The 25157-nt window shown below is 59.8% G+C and carries 20 protein-coding genes; 4 read left to right on the top strand and 16 right to left on the bottom strand.

The features are described from left to right. The first annotated feature begins 468 nt into the window (after positions 1–468). Genes AC6FTP_RS10210 through AC6FTP_RS10200 form a run of 3 tightly spaced genes read left to right on the top strand, consistent with a single transcriptional unit; the run spans position 469 to position 3032 of the window. Positions 469–1227, top strand: coding sequence for a creatininase family protein (locus AC6FTP_RS10210; protein WP_497206811.1), 759 nt, complete (start codon positions 469–471; stop codon positions 1225–1227). A 6-nt stretch (positions 1228–1233) separates the two neighbouring features. Beyond that, positions 1234–1803, top strand: coding sequence for a signal peptidase I (gene lepB, locus AC6FTP_RS10205; RefSeq protein ID WP_497206810.1), 570 nt, complete (start codon positions 1234–1236; stop codon positions 1801–1803). Beyond that, a complete protein-coding gene (locus AC6FTP_RS10200) occupies positions 1800–3032 on the top strand; it encodes an MFS transporter (RefSeq protein WP_497206809.1) in 1233 nt (410 codons plus the stop codon). Before lepB ends, AC6FTP_RS10200 begins: the two co-directional genes overlap by 4 nt. Positions 3033–3166: 134 nt before the next feature. On the opposite strand, the gene AC6FTP_RS10195 is transcribed toward AC6FTP_RS10200, so the two are convergent. Both AC6FTP_RS10195 and AC6FTP_RS10190 read right to left on the bottom strand, forming a co-directional pair. Next, positions 3167–4948: a sulfatase family protein gene (locus AC6FTP_RS10195; protein ID WP_497206808.1), complete on the bottom strand. Its 1782-nt coding sequence runs from the start codon at positions 4946–4948 to the stop codon at positions 3167–3169. Between the two features lie 20 nt (positions 4949–4968). Then, the gene (locus AC6FTP_RS10190; RefSeq protein ID WP_497206807.1) at positions 4969–8736 is read right to left on the bottom strand and encodes a 3-keto-alpha-glucoside-1,2-lyase-like domain-containing protein; all 3768 of its coding nucleotides are present in this window, start codon (positions 8734–8736) and stop codon (positions 4969–4971) included. A 112-nt stretch (positions 8737–8848) separates the two neighbouring features. Here AC6FTP_RS10190 and AC6FTP_RS10185 point away from each other — a divergent pair, with 112 nt between their 5' ends. Further along, entirely contained in the window at positions 8849–9310 is a 462-nt protein-coding gene (locus AC6FTP_RS10185) for a hypothetical protein (RefSeq protein WP_497206806.1), read from the top strand. A 3-nt stretch (positions 9311–9313) separates the two neighbouring features. Here AC6FTP_RS10185 and AC6FTP_RS10180 read toward each other — a convergent pair whose 3' ends face one another. The 14 genes from AC6FTP_RS10180 to AC6FTP_RS10115 all read right to left on the bottom strand — a co-directional run bounded on the left by AC6FTP_RS10180 (position 9314) and on the right by AC6FTP_RS10115 (position 25018). After that, on the bottom strand, positions 9314–10456 hold the full coding sequence (locus tag AC6FTP_RS10180) for a cytochrome P450 (protein ID WP_497206805.1): 1143 nt from the start codon (positions 10454–10456) through the stop codon (positions 9314–9316). Between the two features lie 118 nt (positions 10457–10574). Continuing rightward, positions 10575–11720, bottom strand: a complete 1146-nt coding sequence (locus tag AC6FTP_RS10175) for a hypothetical protein (RefSeq protein ID WP_497206804.1) — start codon at positions 11718–11720, stop codon at positions 10575–10577. A gap of 4 nt (positions 11721–11724) precedes the next feature. Further along, a complete protein-coding gene (locus AC6FTP_RS10170) occupies positions 11725–12501 on the bottom strand; it encodes a hypothetical protein (RefSeq protein ID WP_497206803.1) in 777 nt (258 codons plus the stop codon). 20 nt (positions 12502–12521) lie between these two features. After that, on the bottom strand, positions 12522–12899 hold the full coding sequence (locus AC6FTP_RS10165) for a hypothetical protein (RefSeq protein ID WP_497206802.1): 378 nt from the start codon (positions 12897–12899) through the stop codon (positions 12522–12524). Positions 12900–12981: 82 nt separating this feature from the next. Beyond that, positions 12982–13239, bottom strand: coding sequence for a hypothetical protein (locus tag AC6FTP_RS10160; protein ID WP_497206801.1), 258 nt, complete (start codon positions 13237–13239; stop codon positions 12982–12984). Positions 13240–13308: 69 nt separating this feature from the next. Continuing rightward, on the bottom strand, positions 13309–14538 hold the full coding sequence (gene pelA / locus AC6FTP_RS10155; RefSeq protein ID WP_497206800.1) for a pectate lyase: 1230 nt from the start codon (positions 14536–14538) through the stop codon (positions 13309–13311). Between the two features lie 78 nt (positions 14539–14616). Beyond that, the gene (locus tag AC6FTP_RS10150) at positions 14617–15942 is read right to left on the bottom strand and encodes a sulfatase family protein (RefSeq protein ID WP_497206799.1); all 1326 of its coding nucleotides are present in this window, start codon (positions 15940–15942) and stop codon (positions 14617–14619) included. 4 nt (positions 15943–15946) lie between these two features. Continuing rightward, on the bottom strand, positions 15947–16522 hold the full coding sequence (locus tag AC6FTP_RS10145; protein WP_497206798.1) for a hypothetical protein: 576 nt from the start codon (positions 16520–16522) through the stop codon (positions 15947–15949). An 82-nt stretch (positions 16523–16604) separates the two neighbouring features. Beyond that, a complete protein-coding gene (locus AC6FTP_RS10140) occupies positions 16605–18011 on the bottom strand; it encodes a sulfatase (RefSeq protein WP_497206797.1) in 1407 nt (468 codons plus the stop codon). A gap of 26 nt (positions 18012–18037) precedes the next feature. Further along, positions 18038–19465: a DUF1501 domain-containing protein gene (locus AC6FTP_RS10135; protein ID WP_497206796.1), complete on the bottom strand. Its 1428-nt coding sequence runs from the start codon at positions 19463–19465 to the stop codon at positions 18038–18040. Positions 19466–19490: 25 nt separating this feature from the next. Then, the gene (locus AC6FTP_RS10130; RefSeq protein ID WP_497206795.1) at positions 19491–22217 is read right to left on the bottom strand and encodes a PSD1 and planctomycete cytochrome C domain-containing protein; all 2727 of its coding nucleotides are present in this window, start codon (positions 22215–22217) and stop codon (positions 19491–19493) included. 218 nt (positions 22218–22435) lie between these two features. Continuing rightward, positions 22436–23905, bottom strand: a complete 1470-nt coding sequence (locus AC6FTP_RS10125) for a hypothetical protein (RefSeq protein ID WP_497206794.1) — start codon at positions 23903–23905, stop codon at positions 22436–22438. 2 nt (positions 23906–23907) lie between these two features. After that, complete coding sequence (locus AC6FTP_RS10120) at positions 23908–24813, bottom strand: GNAT family N-acetyltransferase (protein ID WP_497206793.1); 906 nt, start codon at positions 24811–24813, stop codon at positions 23908–23910. Positions 24814–24853: 40 nt separating this feature from the next. Then, a complete protein-coding gene (locus tag AC6FTP_RS10115; protein ID WP_497206792.1) occupies positions 24854–25018 on the bottom strand; it encodes a hypothetical protein in 165 nt (54 codons plus the stop codon). Positions 25019–25157 lie beyond the last annotated feature (139 nt).

Below are 25157 nucleotides of genomic sequence, written 5' to 3'. Positions count from 1 at the left end.
TTTGAGCCGCTCTTTGAGCGGCCCCCACCATGCGAAGCGTTGTGTTTTCATCGGTCGCCTTATTTACACCACCCCTTCAACTTTGCCAATCGACAGGTTTTCAAACACGGCCTAATCCAACACAATTTTTCAGGCATGAATGGCTAGACCTAAAGGCTCCATTCCACCACGCTGGGCACTCGCATTCATCACGCTGAGACCGCTCATCCACTAGCACTACATATTCGGTGATGACTCCAACCCTCTGCAAAGTATAGGACGGCAATGGCTGTCGCCACCCTTTGGATAACGACAACATTTAACAAGTCGATGGAGTTGAGAGAAACTACCCATGGATGATGAAAATTGACATTCGGCACGATAAAAACCCTCTTCAAAGCAATAGTTCTCTCGATCTGATACGGTGGAACCCTGAGTGATTTCTTTGCGTTGAGCCGTTCTTCTCACCTTCCCAAAAGCTCTTCCTCCATGCTCCTCGCTGACCTCACCTGGCCTGACATCGCCGCCCTTAGCAAAGACACACCTGTTGTATTTCCTGTGGCGGCTCTGGAGCAGCATGGGCGGCATATGCCGGTCTTCACGGACTCGATGCTGATGGGTGAGATCGCTCGAAGAGCAGAGGTGGAACTGAAGGAGGAGGTGCTGTTTGCGCCGCTGCAATGGCTCGGTAACTCGCATCATCACATGGAGTTTCCGGGCACGATGTCCGCCGAGCCGCGCGTCTATCTGGATCTGCTTTGCGGGATGCTGGAGAATTTCATCGCTCATGGCTTCAAGCGACTGATCATCCTGAACGGACACGGCGGGAATGATGTGCCAGGGAAGCAGGCGGTCTTCGAGATGCGGCAGAAGCATCGCTCGCGGAGTGAACTGCTGCTGCTCTTCGCCACCTACTGGAATCTCGTTCCTGATCCGGCGAGCGCGCACCCTGATCTGAGGCAGCAGGTCATGGGGCATGCTTGCGAATGGGAAACCTCCATGATCCTGCTCCTCGCCCCGCATCTGGTGAAGGGACACACGACCGTGGGCAATGTCCCCTTTGGCAATTCCTTCGAGCCCGCCTCACGCGGCTGGATCATGACCGACCGCAGCGAGCCCGGCCATGTCGGTGATCCCAACACCGCGAGTGCGGAGAAGGGGGAGGCCTTGTTCCAAACATTCACCGCTGGCACGGTGGCAATGCTGCGCCGGATGATCGTGTGGGATGGGAAAACTTGGGAAGGATGATTCTATATGAGAAAGCTTTTTGACCGAATCTTGATCGTTGCTGGAGTTGGCTTTGGCCTGTTAATCCTCATCACGATCCTCTTTCGAGTGTTTGGATGGGTTGGATTCTATGAGATACCGACCAGCTCAATGACGCCATTCCTCAACCCTGGGGATAACATTGTAGTGGAGGCGTTTTCATCCCATTCAAAAACTATTCAGCGAGGAGATGTGCGTTCGTTTAGCACGGAAGGCATTAAGGGAATCTACACCGAAAAGCCTCAGATGTACATTCACCGGGTCATAGGCCTTCCAGGTGATGAACTCGTTGTCAGAGACAAAAGGCTTTGGGTGAACGGTAAACCTCAGGTTGAGGTTTTTGGGACTCCTGTGGTTGAGTACATCAATCCAGGCTTCACAGGGATTTATGCTCTAACCGAGCCTTATAAAGTTCCAAATGACCACTATTTCGTGGTTGGTGACAATACTTCGAACAGCTCTGATTCACGCGTCTGGGGTCCAGTGCCAAAGGAGAATTTCAGACACTTGTATTGGATGCACTATCGGCGTGTTCAAAGCTCATCATCAAAACCATGATTTCTAACTCCCGCTCCTCATCTTGGAAATGGTGGATCACCGGCCTGCTGCTGCTGGCGACGACGATCAATTACATGGACCGCGTCACGCTGGCGAATGCGTCAGTGCGGGTGACGCAGGAGTTCGGCCTGAGCGAGCAGCAGTATGGGAACCTGGAACTTGCCTTTGGTTGGGCTTTTGCTGTGGGGTCGCTCGTGTTCGGATTCATGGCGGACCGGTTTCGCGTTTACTGGCTGTATCCTTGCGTGCTCGCGGGATGGTCGGTGATGGGCATGATCTCGGGCTGGACGGAGAGCTACACACAGCTCCTCGTCTGTCGCACGGCGCTCGGCTTTTTCGAAGCCGGACACTGGCCTTGTGCACTGAAGACGACCTTTGCCCTGCTGAGCGAAAAGGACCGGACGATGGGAAACAGCGTGCTGCAAAGCGGCGCCTCCATCGGGGCAATCATCACGCCGCAGGTGATGAAGCTGCTGATGACGGAGCAGGTGGGCTCATGGCGTGCTGCCTTTGTGGTCGTGGGGGCTTTTGGGCTCCTCTGGGTGGTGGTGTGGCTCATCATGATGCGTGGGAGCGGGCTGGATGCCGCGCCAAAGATACCACCAATAGACAAGCCGCGTCTGCCTTTGTGCGACATCCTCTTCAGCCGCAGCTTTTGGGCTCTGGCACTGCTCATCACCGGCACGCAGACTGTGTGGCACATCTACCGCGTGTGGATGATGAAGTTCCTGCAAACCGGGCGCGGCTACACCGAGGCTGCGGCGCTGGATTTCCAATCCGCCTACTACATCTCCACCGATGTCGGCTGCTTCCTCGCGGGCCTCATTTCCCTCTGGCTGATCCGCAAACGCAGCCTCAGTGCGCATGACGCACGCCGCTGGGTCTATGCCGGAGCTTGTCTGCTGACCTCGCTGAGCGTTTTGATCCCGTCGATGGAAAAAGGCTGGCCGCTGCTCGGTGTGTTACTCATCATCGGTGCCGGAGCGCTGGCGCTGTTTCCCTGCTACTACAGCTTTGTGCAGGAGCTGTCCGCGCATCATGTGGGGCGGCTCACGGGCCTGCTCAGCATGTGGGTGTGGGCGGTGACTTCACCACTGCACAAGCTCTTCGGCTGGATCGCTGACACCACGCATTCGTACGATCAAGGTCTCGTCATCGCCGGTCTCGCACCGTGGCTCGGTGTAGCGGCAATGAAGTGGCTTTGGGTGAAGCGCCCCGAAGTAGCATAGGCTTTCTAGCCTGTGAGCTATCTGCCAGACACAGTCTAGAAAGGCTATGCTACACATGATGGCAAGAGCAGTTTCCCCCTGAGCAACAGACGAGCTATGGTTTGAAGGCAACAAGTCCTAGGAGATAGGCGAAACTAACGATTTCCCCCCTTCAACTCAATCTCCCGAAACTCTGCCGCACCCGCAGTCAGATGCACCCGCACATGGATGACGCGGCTAGTCGTCGGGATTTCGAGCGTGTGCGTTTGCCAATCGGCTGTGGCTTGGAGGGGGAAGGTGAGGCGATTGGCAGGGAGGAAGTCTTTGTCGCCGTCGTTGCGCCAGGCGATCACGCCTTGGCCGGTGGCGGCGCTTTTGAGGGTGAGCTTGGCGGTGACGGGACCGGCGAGCTTGAGCTTGGCTTTCGTGATGAAGGTGGGTTTGTCGGCTTTGTCGGGTGTGAGGATGAGAAGGCCGTCTTTGGCGGTGAATTGGCCGTTGCGGGCTTCCCAGCCGTGGGTTTCGGAAGCGGTGGCGGCGGGCGCTTCGGCGCGTGGGGCGATGGTTTTGCCTTCGAGGTAGTGATCGAAGTAGTCGTTCCAAGTCGCGGCCATGGGGCCGAGGGCCATGCCGGGTGGAGTGAGGCCGTCGGCCCAGGTTTTGAGCTTGGCGCGGAGTCGCGTGGCGATCTCGGGGTGCTTCGTGGCGAGGTTTTGCTTCTCCTCGCGGTCGGTGGCGAGGTCGTAGAGGTATTCGCGATCACCACCGCGCAGGAGTTTCCAGTTTCCTTCGCGAATGGCGCTCTGGGCCATCCAGCGCCAGTAGAGGGCGTCGTGCGGCGGCGCTTTGTTTTCGCCAGTGAGGTGGGGCAGCAAATTGACTCCGTCGAGGTCTGTTGGAGTCGAGGCTTTAGCCGATTTTTCAGAGTCGCCTGAAGGCTGGACTCCAACTGCTGTGGCGGCCACGTCGAGCGCACTCACGGGATGCTCATAAACCTGCCCACCAGGGATCGTGCCGGGCCAGGCGATGAGGAAGGGGGTGGACATGCCGCCTTCGGCCAGCATGCCTTTTTCTCCATTGAGTGGCGTGTTGAGGCTGCCGTCCCAGCCACCGGCATCGCCGTTGAGTGGGGAATCGACCTTGTGGATCTTCAGCGGGGCACCGTTGTCACCGATAAAGAAGATGAGCGTCTTTTCGGTGAGGCTGTGCTTCTTCAAGGTGCTGGTGATGAGGCCCACGCCGTCGTCGATGGCCGAGAGCATCGCCAGCGCGGCACGCCGCCGCTCCGGCATCTCGCCGGGGAAGCGGTCCATGTAGCGCTTCGGCGCATCCAGCGGCGTGTGCGGGCCGCGATAGGCCACGTAGAGAAAGAACGGCTGGTCCTTGTAGCGCTCGATGATCGCCGCAGCGGCCTTCGAGCAGCCATCGAGGTGATACTCGCTCGGCGGCAGGTCGCTCATCGGGCGGTCCTGGCCATCGAGCGTGATGTTCGCCGAGAAGGGCCGCTGCGCGTTCTGCGAAAACACATGCTTAAAACCATGCTTCGTGATCGCGTCCGTGGGCCCGAGGTGCCACTTGCCGAACTGCGCCGTGGCGTAACCCGCGTTTTGCAGTCGCGTGGCGATGGTGGTCTGCTTGTTGAAGCCGTCGAGCGCGGAGCCGTTGTTGTCGAGATCGAAGCGGCCCTGGAACCGCCCCGTCATCACGCCGCCGCGTGAAGGCACGCACTGCGGCGCGGTGCTGTAACCATGCGTCGCCACCACGCCGCTGCGAGCAAGTGCATCAAGGTTCGGCGTCTGGATGTCCTTCACCACGCCATGGATGCCGAGATCGGCGTGCCCGTGGTCGTCGGTGTAAAAGAGGATGATGTTCGGTTTGTCGGCAGCCTGAGTGAAACCACAGAGGGCACAGAGGAACACAGAGAGAAAGCGTTTCATAGTGAGGTCAGGGCTGAGCTTCACTTCCTGAACATCTTCCCCCGCTTGTCTCCGCCGGACAAAATGTAGGCGAGCAGGTCGGCGACTTCGTCGGGGTTCATGGCGTTGATCAAACCTGGAGGCATCAGCGAGGTCGGTGAGACTTGGCGGCTTTGGAGGGCGTCGTGGCGGACGTCGGTGGTTTGGCCGGGGGCGGCGGGGTTGGTGGCGACTTGGAGGATGCCGCCTTCGTCGGCGGTGATGCGGCCGATGACGGTGGTGCCGTTTTTCAGCGTGAGGATGCTGCTCTCGTATTGATCGGAGATGACCTTGCTGGGATCGACGATGTTTTCGACGAGGTCGCGCAGCGTGTAGCGATTGCCTGCGGCGGTGAGATCGGGGCCGACTCCGCCGCCTTCGTTGCCGAGTCGATGGCAGGCCTGACACGCAGCGGCGATGAAAAGCTCGCGCCCGCGGTCGAAATAGCGGCCGCTTTGCACCTTCGAGGCCAACGCGGTGACTTCATCGACGGTGTACACCTTGCCGGGACCTTTGGGAGGTTTGATCGCCTCGGGCTTGATGGCGATAAATTTCGGTGTGGCGAGCACGGCGAGTTTTTTGCGCTCCTCGGCGTCTGGCACGGAAGCGAGCGCATCATTGCGGATGGTGTCGATGAAGCCGCGGAACTGGTTCCCGCCGAGCCACGGGCCCGTTTTGGCAAACCACGCGAAGAACTCGCGGCGCAGCTCGGGCGTCCAGCCGTTCTTGGCAAAGCGCAGGCCGTAGGCATACGCGATCTGCTGCGTGTTTGGCCGTGCATCGCCGCTGCGGAGGAAGTTGGGACCGTAGCGGTCGTTGCGGGCCATGCGCTCAACGGAGAGCCACGACACGGGATCGTCCTTCGCCGCGCGCATGAGCTGGATCGTCTCCGCGACGACTTCGGAGGAGCCAAGCGCTGCCAGTGTGCGTGACAGCTCGCGATTAAGGTCGTTCGTCTTTGCAGGAAACACAGCGTCGAGCCGTGCGATGGTCTTCGTGAGCGAATCACCTTCCGGCAGGCCATGGCGAGCGATGCTGATTTGATACACACGCACGAGCGCGAGCTGCTGCGCGGCATCGAGCTGCGCAAAGTCGAGCTGCGCAAAGTCGAGCGCATGGAGCATCGCAAGCAGTGCGGCCTGATTTTCTTTGCCGCCCATGCGTGCGAGCGCGACACCGCTCTCGATCACCGCCCAGGGTTCGCTTTGCTTCAAAGCACGCGCGGCCCAAAGCTTCGACGGTTGGCGCTCGATGGCCACACGGGCGGCGTAGCGCACGAGACGATCCGCGTGTCCGAGATGTGGCCACGCTTGGTCGATGGCCTCCGGGCCGGTGCCTTCTTCGTGCAGGCGCTCCAGCTCGACACGCAGCTTGTGCTCCGGCGTCTCGACGGGTGCGGCGGCAGGCGCGGTGCTCTCTTTGCCCTCATAGGTCACGCGATACAGCGCCGACTGCGTGCGACGTCCGCCGATGGCGAAATACATCGCGCCGTCCTTGCCGATGACGGCATCGGTGAGCGGCAAGGGCTTGCCATAGACGAACTCCTCCAGCTTCGCGTCGTAGCCTGCGCCCTTTGGCGTTAGCACGACGGCGTAAAGCGTGCCGTAGGTCCAATCGCAGGCGTAGATGGCGTGTTGATACTTCGCGGGAAACGCCGCGCCAAGTCCGCTCACGACGCCGGTCGGGCAACCCGGCCCCACATCGACCAGCGGCGGCACAATGTCTGGGCAGTAGCCGAGCAGCTTGCCCGATGACTCGCGGAAGCCGTAATCACCACCGCTGACGAGATGATAGATGCGTGTGGGCCGATACCACGGCGTGCCCGCGTCCCACTCCATGTCGCTGTCGTAGGTGAAGAGATCACCGAGCGCGTTGAAGGCCGTATCAAAATGATTGCGCAAGCCGTCGGCGATCATCTCAAAGCGTTTTCCATCCGGCGAAACCTTGCACGTGAAGGCCTGCGGCTCCGTGTCGGAGAACTCAGCGCCTTTGCTCGTGCGCGGCACGACTTGATCATCCGCAAAAGGCCGCGAGCCGCGTGTGTGCTCGATCGGCGGCTGCGCGGTGCCATTGCCACACGCGATGTAGAGACTCTTTCCATCGGGCGAGAGCGTGATGCTGTGATTGCCATGCTCGCCCTGGCCTTTGATCTCGCGCAGCAGCGTCTTCTCATCGAACTGCCCAGTGCCCTTCGTGTCGCGCAGTCGATACAAGCCCGCGACATTCGGCTTCTCATTTACCAACGCGTAAATACTATCGAAGGCATACAGCAAACCATGCGCCCCATTGATCTCGGCGCTGAGTTTCTCCACCTGCGCCTTGTCACCGCTGCCCACCGGCGGCGGCGTGACGCGGAAGAGGCCGCCGTATTGATCCGTGGCGAGCAAACGGCCGCGATCATCGACCGTGAGGCCCACCCATGAGCCTTCGCTCTCTTTCGAAACCTTGTGCAGCATCTCCACCTTGAAGCCCGGCAGCGTTTTGATGTCCTTCTGCGCGATGACTTCATCCGAAGTCGGCTTCGTCTCTTTTTGACGCGAGCGATCAAAGATCTCGCCATAAGGCTTGTTGCCATACGTGTTCACGACCTTCGCCGACTTCCACTCTTCCGTTCCTGGAGCCGCAGCCGACCACGATGCATCGGTGAAGATCACGCGCTCGCTGCCATCCGCGAGCTTCAGCGTCAGCACCGCGAGAAAACCCGCCGCGCTGCCTTTGTTCGTCGCCTCGGCCCGCAGCTCGTTTTTGCCGCTGCGCAGCGCTTTGGTCACATTCGCCTGCGTGGGCCGCTGCCAGTCAGGATTCGTCAAAACCGGCTCGCCATTGAGAAAAACCTCCGCGCCATTGTCGCAGCTCACCCGCAGGATCGCTTCCTTCACCTTCGCGTCGCCGAGATCGAACTCCTTCTTCAGCCGCGCCGCGCTTTTCGCATCCGGCGAATCACTCCAGAGCCATTTCCACTCCGAAGAGGCCTTGATTGGTGCTGCCGCCGTTTCGGCCTTCGAGTTGGCCTTCGCCTTGCCTTTGCCCTTCGACTTCGCATCCGCCTTTTCCACCGGCTTCGCGTTGGCGATCACGTTTTTGTCAAACGCAGGCACCGGAGCCTCCGGCAACTCCTTGAGCATCACGTCCTTGATCTGCACCACCATCGCCGGACCGCGATGAAGCTGAAACGCGAGCAAACCTTCGAGCAATTGAGTTTTCGTCCCGAAGTCGAGCAAATCGATGGTCATCTGCCCGTCGATCTTATGCACCACATGATTCCCCTGCGCGATGACCGTGTATTCATGCCACTCCGCGATGTCAACGCTCACCGGCTCACGCTCCGCCACGAGCCACTTTTTGCCCTCGAGGTCGATCACCACGCTCTGGCCGTTCTGCACCAGAATGCCGCCCCATTTCTCGCCATAGACCATCGCATTGTTCGGCGCGGCCGAGTGAATGTCACACTGATACCCACCCACCGACCACTTGCCCGTCTCCGCAAACTCCCGGCTGCGATACTGAATGCCCGTGTTGTTGCCCTTCTGCTTCACCTTCACCCGCAACTCGAAGTTCTTCAGCACCCCGCCACGCCAGATGAGGAACTGATTGTACTTCAACTGCTCCGGCCCCGTCGTCCTGCCGACGATCTCGCCATTCTCCACCTTCCAAAGCTCCGGATTCCCATCCCAGCCCGTGAGGTCTTTGCCATTGAAGAGCGGCTTGAAGCCGTCCTGGCCGTAAAGTGCGGAGGAACCGAGGAGTGAGAGAAGAATAAGTCGGCGCATAAAGTGCCGCCTACAACGGAGCTCGGGCGCTCCACATCTCAGCAAATGCGGTGTCGGATCCGGCAATTTGGCCTTTACGTCAAACCGCCGATTGTTTTAGGCTCCGACTGCCATGAATGCGAAATCCGCTACTCCTGCCACCGCGAAGCCCAACGCCGAATATGCGATCTACAAGCCAAACGGTCGCGGCAATGGCGGTGTGATCCGCTTTGAGTTCAATCGCACCAAAGGAGCCGTTTTCGTCGATGCAGCGACACAGAGCGGCGAGAAGCAGTTCGACTGGGAATCGAAGATCACCATGAAATGGGGGCTCAACGACCTCGGCAGTGTGTTGGCAACGTTGCAAGGCCGCCAGGAGCAGGCGAAGCTCTTCCACCAGTCCGAAAAGGCGAACAGCGCCTTCGAACTGACCTATCGCGATGATCCGCAGAAGGCACCGTTTTTTATGAGCATGTCCCGCCAGGAGGGAGCGACGAAAACGGTGAAGAAAGTCACGATCCCCGTCACCCACGCCGAGGCAGCGATCCTCGAAACCGGGCTGCGGGCTGCCATCACGCGACTGATCGGGTGGTAGGACTTACAGCGCCTCCAACTTCACCACGAGCGAATCATAGCCAAGCGTGCGTTCGAATTTGGCTTCATGTTCGACGCGTTCTTCGGCTTTCACGATGGTGATGCGCTTCACACGGTCGCAACAGAGCTTTAACAACGTGCGCAGAATGAGCCGCGCATGAGGAGCACCGAGGCAGAGATGCGTGCCAAAGCCGAAGCTGAGATGCGGGTTCGGTTTGCGGTCGAGACGCACTTTCTCAGGCTGTGGGAAGGCGGTTTCGTCAAAGTTAGCAGAGGCCCAGGCGAGCGAGATGCGCTCGCCCGCTTTCACAGTGACGCCATTCACATACGTGTCGGCAGGACACACGCGGCCGATATGCGTGAGCGGCATGAAGACGCGGAAAAACTCCTCGCTGGCGAGCGTGATGCGCTTGGGATCAGCGCGGAGAAACTCCAGTGCCTCGGGATGCTCAGCGAGGTAACCGAGCGCGCAGGAGATCGTGTGGATGATCGTGTCGCGACCACCGGCAAAGGCGAGATTCGCGAAGCCCATGCATTCCTCCCGCGTGAGCTTGCGCCCGCGATATTCTGCCTTCACCAGCGCGCTGAAGAAGTCCGCGCCGGGATTCGCCTCGGCCTCGTTGAACTTCTGGTGCAGGTAATCTTCCAGCACCGTGCCTTTCTTGAACTCACCACCCGTCACTTTGAAAACGTGGATGCCCCAGCCGATCCATGTGTCCGCTTCGGCCTCGGAAGTGTTGAGTAGATACGTCAGTGCCCGTGATTGCACGGGCAGCGCGAACTCGTTCACGATCTCGATGGAGTCACGACCCAGCGCTTGCGTGAGCATGCCATTGAGCAGCGTTTCGACCTTCGCCATCATCTCCGGTTCCTTCGCTCGCTGGAAGAAAGGCTCGGCGATGGCGCGGTAGTCGGTGTGTTCGGGTGGATTTGTCTCGATGGGAAGCTGCCGCATGGAGCGGACATCCTCTTCCGACGGAATCGGTACGCGGAAGGGAGCGTCTGAGCTGAACGTCTGCCAATCCTTCGCAGCTTTGCGCACATCTTCATGACGCAGAATCATGGTGATGTTTTCGCCGTGAAACGGGCACTGCATCAAGCCTGTTGCGGCGCGGGCTTCTTTGAAGGGATCGGAAAATGCGGACATGGTTTGAAGCCTTATTTAACGCGGTGTTGAAAGTAGTTTCGAGCGTGAACCTTGGCAAAAAGAGGCCTGGAGATGCCTTTGAGGCGATATTCCTGTACTCGTCGAGGACTGCGCCGGGCTAACGCTTGAGATATTCCAGCGCCACCGCGCGGAACTCGGCGTCGGTGATGGGCTTGCCATTGCGTTGTTGGGAGTCGGCGATGTGCTTCCTCGCCCACTCGAAGTAGCGCTGGTGGGTGTGCCAGAGGGGCTGTTTCTCGTTCTTTTCGTTGATGAGCCAGAAGCCGCCGGGTTTTTCGGGGGTGCCTTCATTGTCGTAGAGCTCCCAGTAGAGCACGAAGGGGCAGCCCCATTCGATGGCGGCGATCATGGTTTCGATGCTCTTGCGGTTTTGCTCCTCGGGCGAGTAGCGCCGTGCGGGGAAGCCGTATTCGCCGATGAAGACGCGTTTGCCGGAGATGCCGGGCTTGGGCTTCAGCTTGGACTCGAGGTGGTTGAGCGTGGCGTGGAGATCGTCGCGGATGCCGCGCTGGAGGCTGTCGTAGCAGGAGTAGCTGACGAAATCGACATCGACCTGCGGGAGGATGTCGTTGGCGAGGCATTGGCCGCCTTTGAGGAAGGGCTCGACGAGGTTCGCCTCGGTGTAGTGCCACACTTCGACGTTTTGATGTGGCGTGTCGCGCTTCGCGTCGTCAATAGCTTGCTGGCGGACCTTGAGCCAGGCGATGAAGTTGTCGCCAAAGGGCGACGGGAAGGGCTGTTTCGGGTCAAAGTGCGGTCGCAGATGCCAGTCGCCCTCCCAGTGGCCGAGGTAGAATTTTTTGCAGCTTCCGCTGTAAGTTCGCAGCAGATGCGCGGTGAGGTCAAACATCTCACGATACTCCAGATCCCGCTCCGCAGGCTTAAAGGTGCCCGCGCTGCCGTGCGTGGTGAAGGGATAGGCCCAGATGAAAACGTGCGTGAACGGCATGTCGAGCACCGCGCGATGCGTCGGCTCCTTCGCCGCGATCTCCGCGAGTGTTTGCAGTCCCAACTCATTCTTGAGCACATTCGCCTTCACTTTGCCAAACGAGGCCTGCTTCGAGATCGAGAACTTCATGATGCCCGATCCCAGCTCCGCGATCAGTTTCGCGCTCTCCAGCAACGGCTCGTCCTTCGTGAACTGATACCGTCCGCCGATGGCCTGCGTTCCGAGGAGCATGTTGGGCGGCTCCGCAGGGAAGGCGGAGAGCAAAGGACAAAGAGCGAAGAGGAGGAGGCGCATGGTGCTACTCATGCTCACCCGATGGAAGCCGATGTGGAATGGGCGTGATCATCACGTCAAATGGCAGTGGCAGGCCGGATTCGGTCAGGAGCACGTTGGCAGGATGAATGTCCCAAACATCGAAGTCATCTTTGCGGACGGACAATGACTCCGCATATCCAAGGCCGCGCCAGGGCAGGATTTCGAAGCCTGATTCAGCGAAGGCATGCTCCAGTTCGGCCAGCGTGGCTTTTTGGCCTTCGACATGCGGTTGAGTGGTGATGATGGACCAGTCGTGCGGCCCTGGACGCCAGAGGCCGATGAGTTTCACCTCATCGCCAAACAACTCGTTCTGCCAGAGCATGCGTTCCAGATAGTCGAGCGGGAACGCGTTGTGCAGCCAAGGCTTTCCATCGGTCCAACTGACGGTGTAGCCAGCTAGATTGGGCTTGGTGTACTTCCACCAAAGACCGGTCGTGGCATCGTAGCGCACATCATGCTCGCGCCCTCCGTCACGCTCTGGCGGTGGAAAGCCAGCCGGAAGAATCAGGCCGCGTGTTTCGGCCCAGACGTGGAGGGCTGCCCATTCTTTTTCGGGGCGCTCGAAGTCGTCCGTCCCATCAGATGTTCCATCTGCGCGTAGGCACGCTCGGAGGTGACTCGCGGCATCTTGGAGCGAATCTGGCGGAGCTTGGCTGAGAGTTGTTGGAAGCTCATTTTCGATGCGGAATGATCCTGCTTCGTGCCCTGCTGGCAAACGGTTTCTGGTGGTGAGAGCAGGGGGTAAGAGGAGGAGGCGCATGGGGGGAAAACCAGCAGGGGTCAATTGTTCCACTTGAGGATTGAGACCATTGCTCCGTCTTCCAAGACTTCATCCAGTTGTGTTTCGGTTGGCCTTGCGGGAGTTACAAACCCTGCGGCTTGGCCGTTACGCAATTGTTGAACCCTACAACCGCAAAAAAACTCGGCGGCGCCCCATTCTCTATTCGGGAGTATCGAGGCAATTACCAAGAATTGGCGCAAGGTCGTTCCTTTCGAGACATAATGAACCCCAGGACGACGAAAGCCGGTTTGTGCTGTAACCGAGATCGTATTCTGTGATGAACAGCCATACTCACGCTTTGGCATCGGGAGGTTTGGATCAAGGAGATAACAGCCGGAGAGCGAAATCAAAATCAGGATTAAAAATGCCGTTTTCATAATGGGCTTTTTCGCGGCCACACTTGGTTGATGGTTTTGTTTTTGGATTGGTTCCTCTGATCGAGATGTCGGACCGCCTCGGTCATGCCACAGACTGGGCTTTGAAGCGTTTCGCCTCTTGCATCATCAGGGCGATGAACTTGTTCGCCCGAATGTAGCCATCATACTCGGCCTGCTCCTCATCCGTAAGCTCGCCTTCGGTGCTTTTGCTGGCGAGTTGGTCGATGCGATCCCGCAGTGACCGATCAGGCTCGGAGGCCATGATCAAATCCTCTTTGCCACGCAGAAGAAGCTGGAGAATCGGCGAAACCCCGCGTTGGAAGGCTGTTTGAGTGCTCACGGAGATAGTTTGCCACGAGGGTAGCCTGCATACAAGGGCCTGAAATGCCTCGAAAAGCCAAGGGGGTGCTCACTTCCCCTTCTCCAGCCGCTTCCTCCACCTCGGCAGTTCCTTGCCGAGGAGTTCGGCGGGGCGGGTGCTGAAGAAGTCGTAGGCGACTTTGTTTTTGGCGGCCATTTCGTGGAAGGTGTGATAGACGATGCCGTCCTGGGCACCGGCGAAGATGGGCTTGGCGGTTTGGAGGTCGTAGAAGCGGGCCCAGAGGACGTCGGTGGAGGCGGGGTCGGCGATGTAGTCGGTCTTGCCCTGGTCATTCTTGGTTTTGCGCAGGCCGGTGAGGCGGCGGGCGTCGAACCACTTCAGCGCGGCCTCGATGATGGCGACGACCTCGGGCGTGGTGGGGCCGCTGCGCATGAGGAACTTCACGAGGTTCGCGGACTCGCCGCCGCTGAGAGACGGCGGCTCTTTGGCGCGGGCTTTGACGGGCTCAAGCGTGAGCGGATGATGCTGCGCGCACCAGACGGTGGGTTGGCCGTCGATGCGGACCTGCATGGCGGCGATGTTGGCGATGCCTTTGTCGAACGCGGCCTGCGCACGCTGCTTCAGCGCGGCATCGGCGAAGGCGAAGTGGTTGTCGCCCTCGGCGAGGTCGTGGAGGACCTCCAGGATGTGGACCATGGCATCGTCATTGAGCGTGATGGCCTCGTGGTAGCCGCGCTCGACGGGGTAGTTTTGAGGCCAGCCGCCGTTCGGATACTGCGCGGCGAAAACGTAGTCGAGACCCTTCATCAGCGCGGCTTTCACGTCGTCGCGCTTCGTGGCGGTGAAGACTCCGGCGAGGAACTTGATCTGCTCGGTCGTGGTGCGGTTGTCAAAGGTGCCGCAGTAGTGCCAGGCGTCGCCTTTTTGCGAGGTCCAGTGCGTGCCGGGCTGGCGCGGGCCTTTCGTGTAATCGACGGCCTTTGACCAGCCGCCGGTGGGTGTCTGGTAGCTGATGACGATGTCGGCGAGCTTCTGATTCTCCGCACTGGCGAACCACTCCGCAGGCGTGTCGCTATCGAACTCAAACTCGGCGCGATTGCCCGGCGCGGGCTTTGCCTCGGCTTTGGTGCGTTCTTCATCGAGAAGGCGGTGCTCCTTCGCGGCAAAGGCACGCGATTTGTCGATGTAGGCGATCCACTCGCTGCGCTGCGCTTCGGGGAGCTTCGCGAGGAGCTCGTCGGTGAGCAGGGTGAAGGGCTTTTCGTCTGCCTGAGCTAAAAGCAGAGTGCAAAGAGCGAAGAGGAAGAGGGGGCGCATAGGATAACAGTGCTCAAGACGACACCGCCTCCAGAGGGAACGCAAACACGATTGTTCACCGGACATGTTCTCGAAGCGTCACGGCTTCTGCCATGGCGTGCTGCCGCCACGCTGGATGTGCCAGCTGAGCGCCGTGGAGAGTTCATTGAAGATCTTCGGAGCCTTGGTGGCGACGTTCGTCTTCTCCTGCGGGTCGTTCTTGAGGTTGTAGAGCTCCAGCGGGCTGAACGGGTCGTTTTGCATGAGCTTCCAGTCGCCGCGAATGATCGCCTCGTAGCTCTTTCCGCCGTAGGTTTTCCAGCCTTCACGACGGACGAAGTAAAGATCGCGTGGTGTGGTGAGTGTGCCGCCTTTGAGGATGGGCACGAGGCTCATGGCATCGAGCTCGGGCGAGGGCTTGGCTCCGGCGAGTTCGAGGAAGGTGGCGAAGAGATCGAAGTTCAGTCCCTGGTAATCGCTCCGGCTGCCGGGCTTGATTTGCGCAGGCCAGCGCATCATGAAGGGCACTCTCAGACCGCCGTCGTAGTGATCCTGCTTCCCGCCACGCCACGGGTCGTTGTTCTGCGCATGAGGCACAGAGCCGCCGTTGTCTGCGCTGAAGACGACCACGGTGTTTTCCTCCAAACCGACCTCATCGAGCACCGCGAGGACTCGCCCGATGCGATCATCAAGATGCTCGACGAAGGCCACGTTCATCGCCTGCTTTTCGTCGAGCTGCGGCGCACGGGCTTTGACCTTCGCGAGCCATTCGGTGGGCGGTTCGATGGGAAAATGCGGCGCGTTGTAGGCGAGGTAGAGGAAAAACGGCTTGTCCTTCGACTTTGCCCGCTCACGCAGATAATCGCCCGCCCAGTCGGTGAAGATATCCGTCGCGTGGCCTTTCGGATCGATGACTTCGGAATTGAGCCGCATGTAGTTGTTTCCGTGGCGAAGATGCGTCGTGTAGCTGTCCATCATATCGCCGAGGAAACCGTGGAAGTGGTCAAAGCCGCGCTCATTCGGTGTGTTGGGAGATTCGAGGCCGAGATGCCACTTCCCGATGATGCCGGTGTGATAGCCTGCCTTCTTTAATTCATCCGCGATCGTCGGCACACCCGGTTTGAAGTAACCCCACGAGCCCTCCGGCTGCGTGCGGATCACACCCGGAACACCCACGCGATCCGCATAGCGTCCCGTGAGCAATGCCGCGCGTGAGGGCGAGCACACGGTGCAGTTCGCACGCATCGCGGTGAAAAGAAGGCCTTCTTTGCCAATGCGATCAATGTTCGGCGTCTGCACATCGGACGCATGATATGCCGAGACATCGCCATAGCCATGATCATCGGCAAAGATGAGCAGGAAGTTCGGTGGCACAGCTTGCAGAGCGCCACCGAGGGTGAGGAGGACAAAGAGGAGGCGTTTCATGGGTTCAAGGTTTGCCACTGATTTTCAGCGAACGAATCGAGGCCGTCTGGCCGCCAACAGCGATCCAGCTCCGCATCTTCGGCGTGGCGAGAAACGCATGCTGGGCCTGCAAAGCCAGTTCATCGAGTTGAATGGCGATTTGATCGCCTTTCCACTCCAGCCGCAGTTTGTGCCAAACGCCGGGTTTAAGGTCCGCTGGCAGTTTCGCGAGCGTGTGGCTCGGTTTCACCGAATCCTCGGCGATACTGATCTGCTTCGGCGTCACGACGAATCGCCCCACATGCTTCAAGCCGGCCGCTGTGGTGCCATCGCAGCCCAAAATGAACGTCTTCGAGCCATCCAGGCGGAACTCCATTTCGATCACGCCCGTGTTCCAGCCCACCTGGTGCCAAAGCACCGCCACATGCTTGTTCTCCGCCTTTTCCGCACACACCAGCACTCCATCCTTCGGCTCATACATGCCATGCGCAATCTTCCATGATGCATCGAGCGGTGATTTAAAATCCGGCGCGGCGAGGACAGGAAGTTCCTCCGCCAAAAGCGGAGTGACGAGACAGGCGAGTAGCAAAAGCAGTTTCATGGATTGAAGCAAACGCAGCGCTGTTCACCGACTTGCAGTTGCCCGAGGTGAGAATGTAGTGCCGTCCTCTGGACTGCAGCTTTCATCTGAGTCCAGAGGACTCAACCACACTCTTCAAATGCGCTGCGAGCCGTTCCCGCATGCGCGTCATGCGCTCGGCTTGGGTGGGGTTTTTGGCGAGGTTGTGGAGTTCATTGGCATCGGTGCGCAGGTCGTAGAGGAGTTCTTCGCCGCCTTCCCACACGATGTAGCGAAAGGCATCCGTGCGCAGGCTGTGGCCGCGTTGTTTGGTGTGCGGGGCGATCATGGTGCTGATGGCCACCTGTTTTCCTTTTGTGCTCGGATCATCGAGCATCGGTTTGAGGCTGCGACCTTGCAGATGCTTCGGCTTGGGCAATCCGGCGAGATCGCAGAGCGTGGGGTAGATGTCCACTTGCTCGGCGAGGCCGCTGCGGGCTCCAGGCTTCACAACGGGTGAGGCGATGATGAGCGGCACATGGTTCGCACCTTCAAAGAGCGTTTGCTTGGCCCACAGGCCGTGTTCGCCGAGTTGGTAACCGTGATCACCGGTGAGCACGACGATGGTGTTTTCGGCGAGATGCAGTTCATCGAGCTTTTCGAGCACGCGGGCGATTTGAGAGTCCACGAAGCTCGTGGAGGCCAGGTAGGCTTGCAGCGCATCGCGAGCTTCATCGGCTGTCGGCGCCGCGTAGCGGAAAACGTTGTTGTTGGGCCGCAGCGAGGATTTGGGCAAATGGGTAAGGTCTTCACCGCCTTCACGATAAAACGGCGGCAGTGTGAGCTGGGTCTTGTCGATGGCCTCAAAGAACGCCTTCGGGGCCACAAACGGCGTGTGGGGCCGGATGAAGCCCACCGCGAGGAAAAACGGCTTCGCTTTGAACTGCTCCAGCGTGGCGATGGCATCATCGGCGATCGCGTAATCCGTGAAATCCGCCGCTGGCCGGGTTGAGGCCGCGTACGTGCGGTTGTAGCCATCGCCCTTGGCTTTCGTGCGGGGTTTGTCGTCGGGATCGTTCGACGCTTTGGCCTCGCTGAGGATTTCGTTGTCCCGGTGCAGCGCGGAGCCGAGTTCGACATCGAGCTTCGTCTTCGGATCAGGCACATGGTAGACCTTGCCGACGCGTCCGGTGGCATAGCCGTTGTCTTTAAAGTGTTGCGGCAGCGTCACCTCGTTCGGCAATGCCTTGCGCAGGCTCGTCGTGAGATCCATCACGCCCGTTTTCTCCGGATAGCAGCCCGTGAGAAACGAACAGCGCGAGGGATTGCACAACGCGAACTGCGTGTAAGCCCGATCAAACCGCACCCCACGCGCCGCCAGCGCATCCATCCCTGGCGTGCGAACATGCGTATTGCCATAGCAGCCGAGCGTCGTCGTGAGGTCATCGACGATGATGAAGAGGACGTTCGGCTGCGCGGCAGAGAGATTGATCGCGGTGACGAAGATGATTAGTGATGAAATGAGCCGCATGTGAGAGGTGATGAGGTAAATAAAAACTACGCCAGCAGCTCCGTGATGACCTTTGGACCTTCTTCGACGCCGGTGAGGCGGTAATCGAGGCCGGCGTAGCGATAGGTGAACTTGTGGTGATCGAAGCCGAGCAGGTGGAGGATGGTGGCGTGAAGATCGCGGATGTGGACGGGCTTTTCGGCGGCGGCGAAACCAAACTCGTCAGTCGCACCGTGGATGTGGCCGCGCTTCACGCCGCCTCCGGCGAGCCAGGTGGTGAAGCCGTACGGGTTGTGGTCGCGACCCCGTTGCTTGCCAGCGTTGAGGCCAGGTGTGGGCAGTTCGACGACGGGCGTGCGGCCAAACTCACCGCCCCAGATGACCAGCGTTTCATCAAACAGGCCGCGTTGCTTCAAATCGGTGAGCAGGGCGGCGATGGGCTGGTCCACTTTGGCGGCGAGTGGCTTGTGATCGAGCACATCGTCGTGGTTGTCCCAGGGCTGACCATCGCCCGTCCAGAGCTGGAGGAAGCGCACGCCACGTTCCAGCAAACGACGAGCGATGAGGCACTGGCGGGCGAAAGAACCCTCCGGGCCGGGCTTCACTCCATACATCGCACGAACGGCCTCCGGCTCCTTCATGATGTCAAAGGCATCGCTGGCCTCCATCTGCATGCGGTAGGCGAGTTCGAAGCTCTGGATGCGGGCTTCGAGCTGGGTGTCCTTTTGCCGCTCGGCGAGGTGGCGCTGGTTGAAGGCCAGCAACAAGTCGAGCTGCTCGCGCTGGCGTTTGCTGTCGAGTGAGCCATTGCGGATGAACTCGACGAGCTTGTCCACGCTCTCGTGGTCGGTGTTGACGTAGGCACCTTGGTAGGCGCTGGGGAGAAAGCCTGCCTGCCAGTTCTTGGTGCGGCGGATGGGCATGCCGCCAGGGCACATGGCGATGTAGCCGGGCAGGTTTTGATTCATGGAGCCGAGGCCGTAGGTGATCCAGGAGCCGAGGCTGGGACGATTGAGCCGCGCCTCGCCACAGTTGAGCAAACCGAGCGATGGCTCGTGGTTTGGCAGGTCCGTGTGCATGGAGCGGATGATGCAGAGATCGTCCGCGTGCTGCGCGGTCTTGGCGAACAGCTCGCTGACCTCGATGCCGCTTTTGCCGTATTTTTGAAACGCATACGGTGACTTCAAGCCAGCACCAGTGGGACGCTCGGTCTTCAACGGCGAGGGAATGGCCTTGCCGTCATATTGATCGAGAGATGGCTTCGGATCGAAGGTGTCCAGATGCGAAGGACCGCCGTTCATGAACAGATGCACCACGCGCTTCGCCCTGGCAGGCAGCGGCGGCTGCCGCGCGACGAGCGGGTTCAGTGAAATGGAGGACGTCTCCGCGAGCAGATCGCCAAGCCCCATGGCACCAAAGCCCATGCCGATGCGGCCGAGCAGATCTCGACGAGTGATGGAGGACGGTGGCAACATAAGGGCGCGAAGTGTTGGTGAGCGGTTAGTCAGCAAACTGGAACTCATTGCCGATGAGGAGCACCTGCGCGAGCTGGGCGAGCGGGCTCTGCGGTGCTGGAGCTGGCGTGGCAGGGGCGCTGTTCACGAAGCGCAAAGCCATCTCGGCCTCGTCCGGCTTGGGGCCGCGCAGCAGCACACGGTGATACAGCGCCTCAAGGGTGCGGGCATCCACAATGCCTCCGGTGCTGGCCTGGAGCGTGGCCGCGAGCTTGCCCGACTGCGTTTGAATGAAAGGCGAGTTGATGAGGAACAAGGCCTGCTGCGGCACGGTGGTGACGGAGCGCTGGGGGCTGTGAATGTCAGGATTCGCAAAGTCAAACATGGCGGGCACGCTGGCCTGCACTTCACGGTCGATGAAGAGGTAGAGGCTGCGGCGGGTGTCCACCTCCGGTGCGGCGAGTGGTGTGGCGCGTCCACCTGCATTCGCGACATTGAGAGAGCCGCAGACGGCGAGCGTGGAGTCACGCATCTGCTCGTAATCGAGCCGCAGGCGGTTGAAGCGCGAGAGCAGGGCGTTTTCCGCGTCCTTTACATCCTTGTCGGGCGTGCTGGCGCAGCTCTGCTGATAGGTGCGGGAGTTCAGGATGAGGCGTTGCAGCTTCTTCAAGCTCCAGCCTTCCTGCATGAAGGTGGCGGCGAGGTAATCGAGCAGTTCAGCCTGTTCGGGCTTCGGCGTCTGCATGCCAAAATCGCTGGGCAGGCTCACTAGAGGCTTGCCAAAGTGCAGCATCCACACGCGGTTCACCATCACGCGGGCAGTGAGCGGATTCTCCTTGCTGGTGATGCTCTGTGCCAGCTCCAACCTGCCGCTGCCCTTCGAGAACTTCTGCCCGCCAAACATCGTCAGGAAGCCGCGTGGAGCGAGTGCTCCCTGACGCGCCGGATTGCCACGGATGAAGATGTTCACGTCCGCAGGCTGCGGCCGATCCTGCATGGTCATGGCGCGAATGGGGGCACCGGGGTCTTCGACAGCGAGCTTCTTGATCTCATTATCTATCTCCTGCATGCGCAGGCTGTCCTTCACGTTGAAAAACTGGTCGATGCCATCCGCAGGCACCGACATCGGCGACGTGGGAGTTTGCAGTAGTCCGCGCATTTCCAGCCACGGCGGATTATCCGGCACGAGACCGCTGACGCAGGCGAGAAAGACCTCCTGATAGAGCGCGGCCACTTCACCGAAATTTTTCATCGGTGGCCGCTTGGCGAGCTCATTGCGCAGCACTTCATTCGCACCGCTCTCGGGTTTGGCGAGGCGTTGGGCTAGCTCGGGTGCCTTCGCTGCGAATTCAGGCTCCAATAGCTTGGCAAACTCTGTCCACGCGAGCATGACTGGATGCGGTTTCGGCACCAGCGCGTAGGTCGTGAGGAAGTCGCGCCACTTCGTCGCCACACTCTCGCGGAACATCTCCGTGGCAGCAGTTGCCTTGAATGCGTCCGGCGTCATGGCAGTCGCCCGCTGGGCAAAGAGCAGGTAGTCGCGCAGTTTGTCCGGCTTGCGCAGCTCGCTGAAAACCTCCTCGCGGAACGCCTTCTTTTTCACGTCCACCGCCGCCACCTTCTGCTTAAACGCCGCCGCTGCCGCAGCGTCCGGTGACTCACCGATGATCGGAAACTCCGGTGGCACGACGCAACTGTTCATCACGCTGTAGAGCGCATAGTAGTCCGCCGTTGGCACCGGATCATATTTGTGATCATGGCAGCGTGCGCAGGACACGGTGAGGCCCATCAAGCCGCGTGAGATCACATCAATGCGGTCATCGATCTGCAAGGTGCCATCGCCCACGAAGCTGTCATTCACCGTAAGAAAGCCAAGCGCTGCCAGCGAACCCACCGGCTTGCCGGGAGCCTGCAAATGATCCGCTGCGAGCTGCTGCGTGATGAACTGGTCATAGGGCAGATCATCGTTGAGTGCCTTCACCACCCAGTCGCGGTAGGTGTGCGCATTCGGCAGACGATTGTCCGCGCCTGGACCCGCGTAGCCCCAAGTATCCGCGTAGCGTGCCACATCCAGCCACATGCGTCCGATGCGCTCTCCATAGCGCGGAGAAGCCAGCAGCTTGTCGATCAACGCCGCCGCCGCATTCGGCACGTTTGTCGCTGCAGATGCCTGTTTAAACTGCTCTACCTCCTCAAAGCTCGGCGGCAGCCCCGTGAGGCTCAGATGCAGCCTCCGGCACAGCACCGCCGCATCCGCCGGTGGAGCAAAGTCCAGGCCCGCCTTTGCCAGCTTCCCAGCGACCAGCGCATCCACCGAAGTCGGCGCTGCCGGTTTGGCGATAGGCTTGAAGGACCAATGCTCCTGCCACTTGGGCTTGGTCTGTGCCACCGTCGCCTCCTTCGGCCACGGCAGCCCCATTTTGACCCATTGCGCCAGCGCCTCGATCTGCGCCGATGCGAGCTGCGGCTTCTTCGTCGGCATCGGCTCCACACCCGGCGCATGACGCACGGATTTGATCAGGGAACTCGCCTCAGGATCACCCACAATGACGACCTTGCCCGCATCCGTGCCACGCAGCACCGTATCCCGCGAGTCCAGCCTCAGCCCGCTTTTCGCCTTCTCAGCGCCATGGCACGAGTAGCAATGCTCCGCGAGCACCGGCCGCACATGCTTCTCAAAAAACACAACCTGCTCTGCACTGAAGACCACCTCCTGCGCCACGACGCTTGTCGATGCGATGCCAATCAGGGTGAGGATACAAATGGAGTTCATTTCAGACGTCTATTCATAAGCCGCTAGATGCAGATGTTTATGTGACAAAACAGTGTTTCGTCACAAATAGCGATCAGCGGCTCTGCCCCCCACGCGAACATTCCGCAGCGAGGTGATAGTCGCATCACTTTCAGGAGAATGCGCCGAGCGTGGCGACTCCGGCAGAGGTAAAGGAGTGGTGGCGCGTGGCAGGGTTCATGTGGTGCTCGGATGATGAGTTATTGCCTCGCTTTGCCACCACCCCGATGCAGCCCCTCACACTTCGCGATGGCGGCTTTCAGCGGGGTGAGGATAGGCTCGATGGGGCGTTCGTGGTCATCGATGAAACCTTCACGGTAAAGCACGCCGCGTTGCTCGTAGCTGGCGACTACCTTGTCGTTGCCCTTCTTCACGGCGTCGATGTAGGGCTTGCGCAGGCCACGCATATAGCCGCAGTGATGCCAGCCGATGAACCAGGGCTGGGCGAAGAGTTTTGTCAGTGTCTCGTCGTAGGTTTGGCCGAGCGATTGATAAAACGCGGGATTCTCGCCGCGCAGGGGGTTGTCGGGCCAGAAGGGCTTGCAGGTGGTGTCGCCATTGATGATGGGCAGGCCGCTTTCGCGATGCACGATGGCGAGCGTGGCCACCTGCTCGTCGGCGGGGCCATAGTATTGCACGCTGATGACATCCACGAAGCCACGCATGGCCTTGAGACTGTTCGCGAGCTGCACAGGGAACTTGCGGTCGCGATTCATGTTCAGCTTGTCGCCGAGGATGAGATGCGCAGCGTCGTGCTGGCGGATGCTGCGATGCCGCTCCTCATACCAGCGGCGCATGAGGATGAAAAGGAACGCGCGACTGTCCGCAACGGCTGCTTTGGCATCGCCAAGCTGATGCCACTGCGTGCAAGCCGCGAGTTCATCCCACGTCGCCGTCTTCACCGCATAAACCGCCGCCGCCTTGGCAGGATCGGCATGTCGCTTCTGCAAAAGCGCGATCCACGCCTGCTTTCCCGCCGCTGTGGCAGGCAGAGACATCAGCGCATGAACCCATGGATGAAGCTGCTGCTGTGCAGGCGAGAGTTTGGCAAAGGCCGGGCTGCCCGCATCATCGTCCACCGTCCACGGCGGGCCGTCGGTGTAGGCGTAACCGAGCAATTGCGGGTCCTGCGCACGCGGTTTCACGAGCTGATCGGCCACCTCATCGAGCTGCGCCCGAAACGCCTCATCAAACACATCCATGGGCCGTTTCGCGAAGCTGGCGACGAGTTCCGACCGCTTCATGTTCCAACCCCACGACACCGGAATCGCCAACTGGCACACATAGTAGCCGCCAATGGCTTCCTGAAGGCTACGTGAGAGTGGATTGTGAAACCCGAGCGTATTGAAGCCCCAGTCCTTGAAGTTCGCCGCCACATTCGCCGACCACTTTTTCACTGCCGCCGACTCCTCATCGAAAGTGCCGTCTTTGGCAAAAATCTCCCCGCCATACGTCTCGCGCACGAAGTCGGCATTCCGCGGACTCTGCCAGTAAAGCGGCTCCACATGATTCGCGCCGATGGAAAGGAAGTTTCCCTCTGTGGGCGAGCGAAACCACCACACGCCGTCGGCTTGCTCGATGGTGACGGCTTTAGCGGCAGTCTCCGCCGCAAAAGCCAGCGAAACATCTTGCAGAGTGATGCTGAGGCAAAAAATGACGATGTGTTTCATGATCAGCCGCTTTCAGGTAAAAAGGTTGGCAGAGTGATTCCTTGCATCGGCGGGGCTTCGCCGAGGACGCTGAGCAGATTCGTCTCGCGATTCCTCGCGCCCCAGGCGTAGGCTTGTCGCACGAGTGACGAACATCTCGATGGAAGAATGAAGGCCACGGTTTGTCCGCGAAAATGCTGGGCCAGCATCCCGTGCATCAACTCCAGCATCGTCGTCTCATCCTCGGCGACGCCCTGGCCGAGCAGATTATCCGTGGGGAAGGCTGATGCCGCGAGAAAGCCGGAGATCGCGCCATCCGCTTTCTCGATGAGTGCGAGCCGCCAGCAGTCGGATCGGTTCTCCACGAAGAAGCGGTAGTCCTTCTCTTTGCGGATGCCGTTGAGGCGGAACTCGAAGTCAGCGATTGCTGGCACATCCGCCATCGTCGCCATCCTCATCCGCGCACTCGAGCCAGCGAAGCCGGATGGCGGGACATCGAGCGTCATGGATTGCAGCATCATCTGGGGCACAAAGCCCAGCCGTGTGTAGAGCGAGAACGAATCGAGATTCATCGCGCTCGAGACCAAGCGCAGTGGTTTGCCATCGGCATGGCGAATAATTTCCTCCATCAGCGCACGTCCGACGCCACAGCCAAACGCGGTGGGATGCACGGCGACGACGCCAACGCCGAGATGCGTCTCACGCGGATGGAAGAATGCCGATCCGATGAGTGCCCCAGAGTCATCCAATGCCACGACGCAGCACCCTGGGGCAAGCGCCTCATAAACATCCACGGTGAACCGGAACGGTTCCCAGTCTGTGCCAAATCGATCTGTGTTCAGTCGCGTGCGGTGCCAGACATCGAGCGATGCATGAAGGAGCTTTGCCAGTTCGTCGGATTGGTTTGGCTGGAGGCGTGCGAGGTTCATTCGGAAAGACGTGCTAAGCCAACGTGCAATTCCCAAGTATTTACTCATCTTTGTTGGCATCGAAAACCTTCTCTCCGTCATCCGCTGCATCTACTTCCACGCTGCCGGGCGTGCGCGGGACTTTGGACTTCGAATAGAACTTTGTAGGCACCCAGCCTCGGCTGCGGAGTTTGGAGCGGATTGGATCATTCGGCGAGGCTTGCAAGGTCGCGGTGGGCGTGTCGCCGCTGGTGAGCGGGGCGATTTTTTTTCAATCAAGATACAATCCGGCCTCGGAGGTGATGGCCTGCATCGGTGCCATGAGTTTCAGCGTGACCATATCGGCTATGCCAGAAATGACGGGC

It is taken from the genome of Prosthecobacter sp., from assembly GCF_044378005.1.
Taxonomy (GTDB): Bacteria; Verrucomicrobiota; Verrucomicrobiia; order Verrucomicrobiales; family Verrucomicrobiaceae; genus Prosthecobacter.
This window is presented reverse-complemented; position numbering and strand designations above follow the sequence as displayed.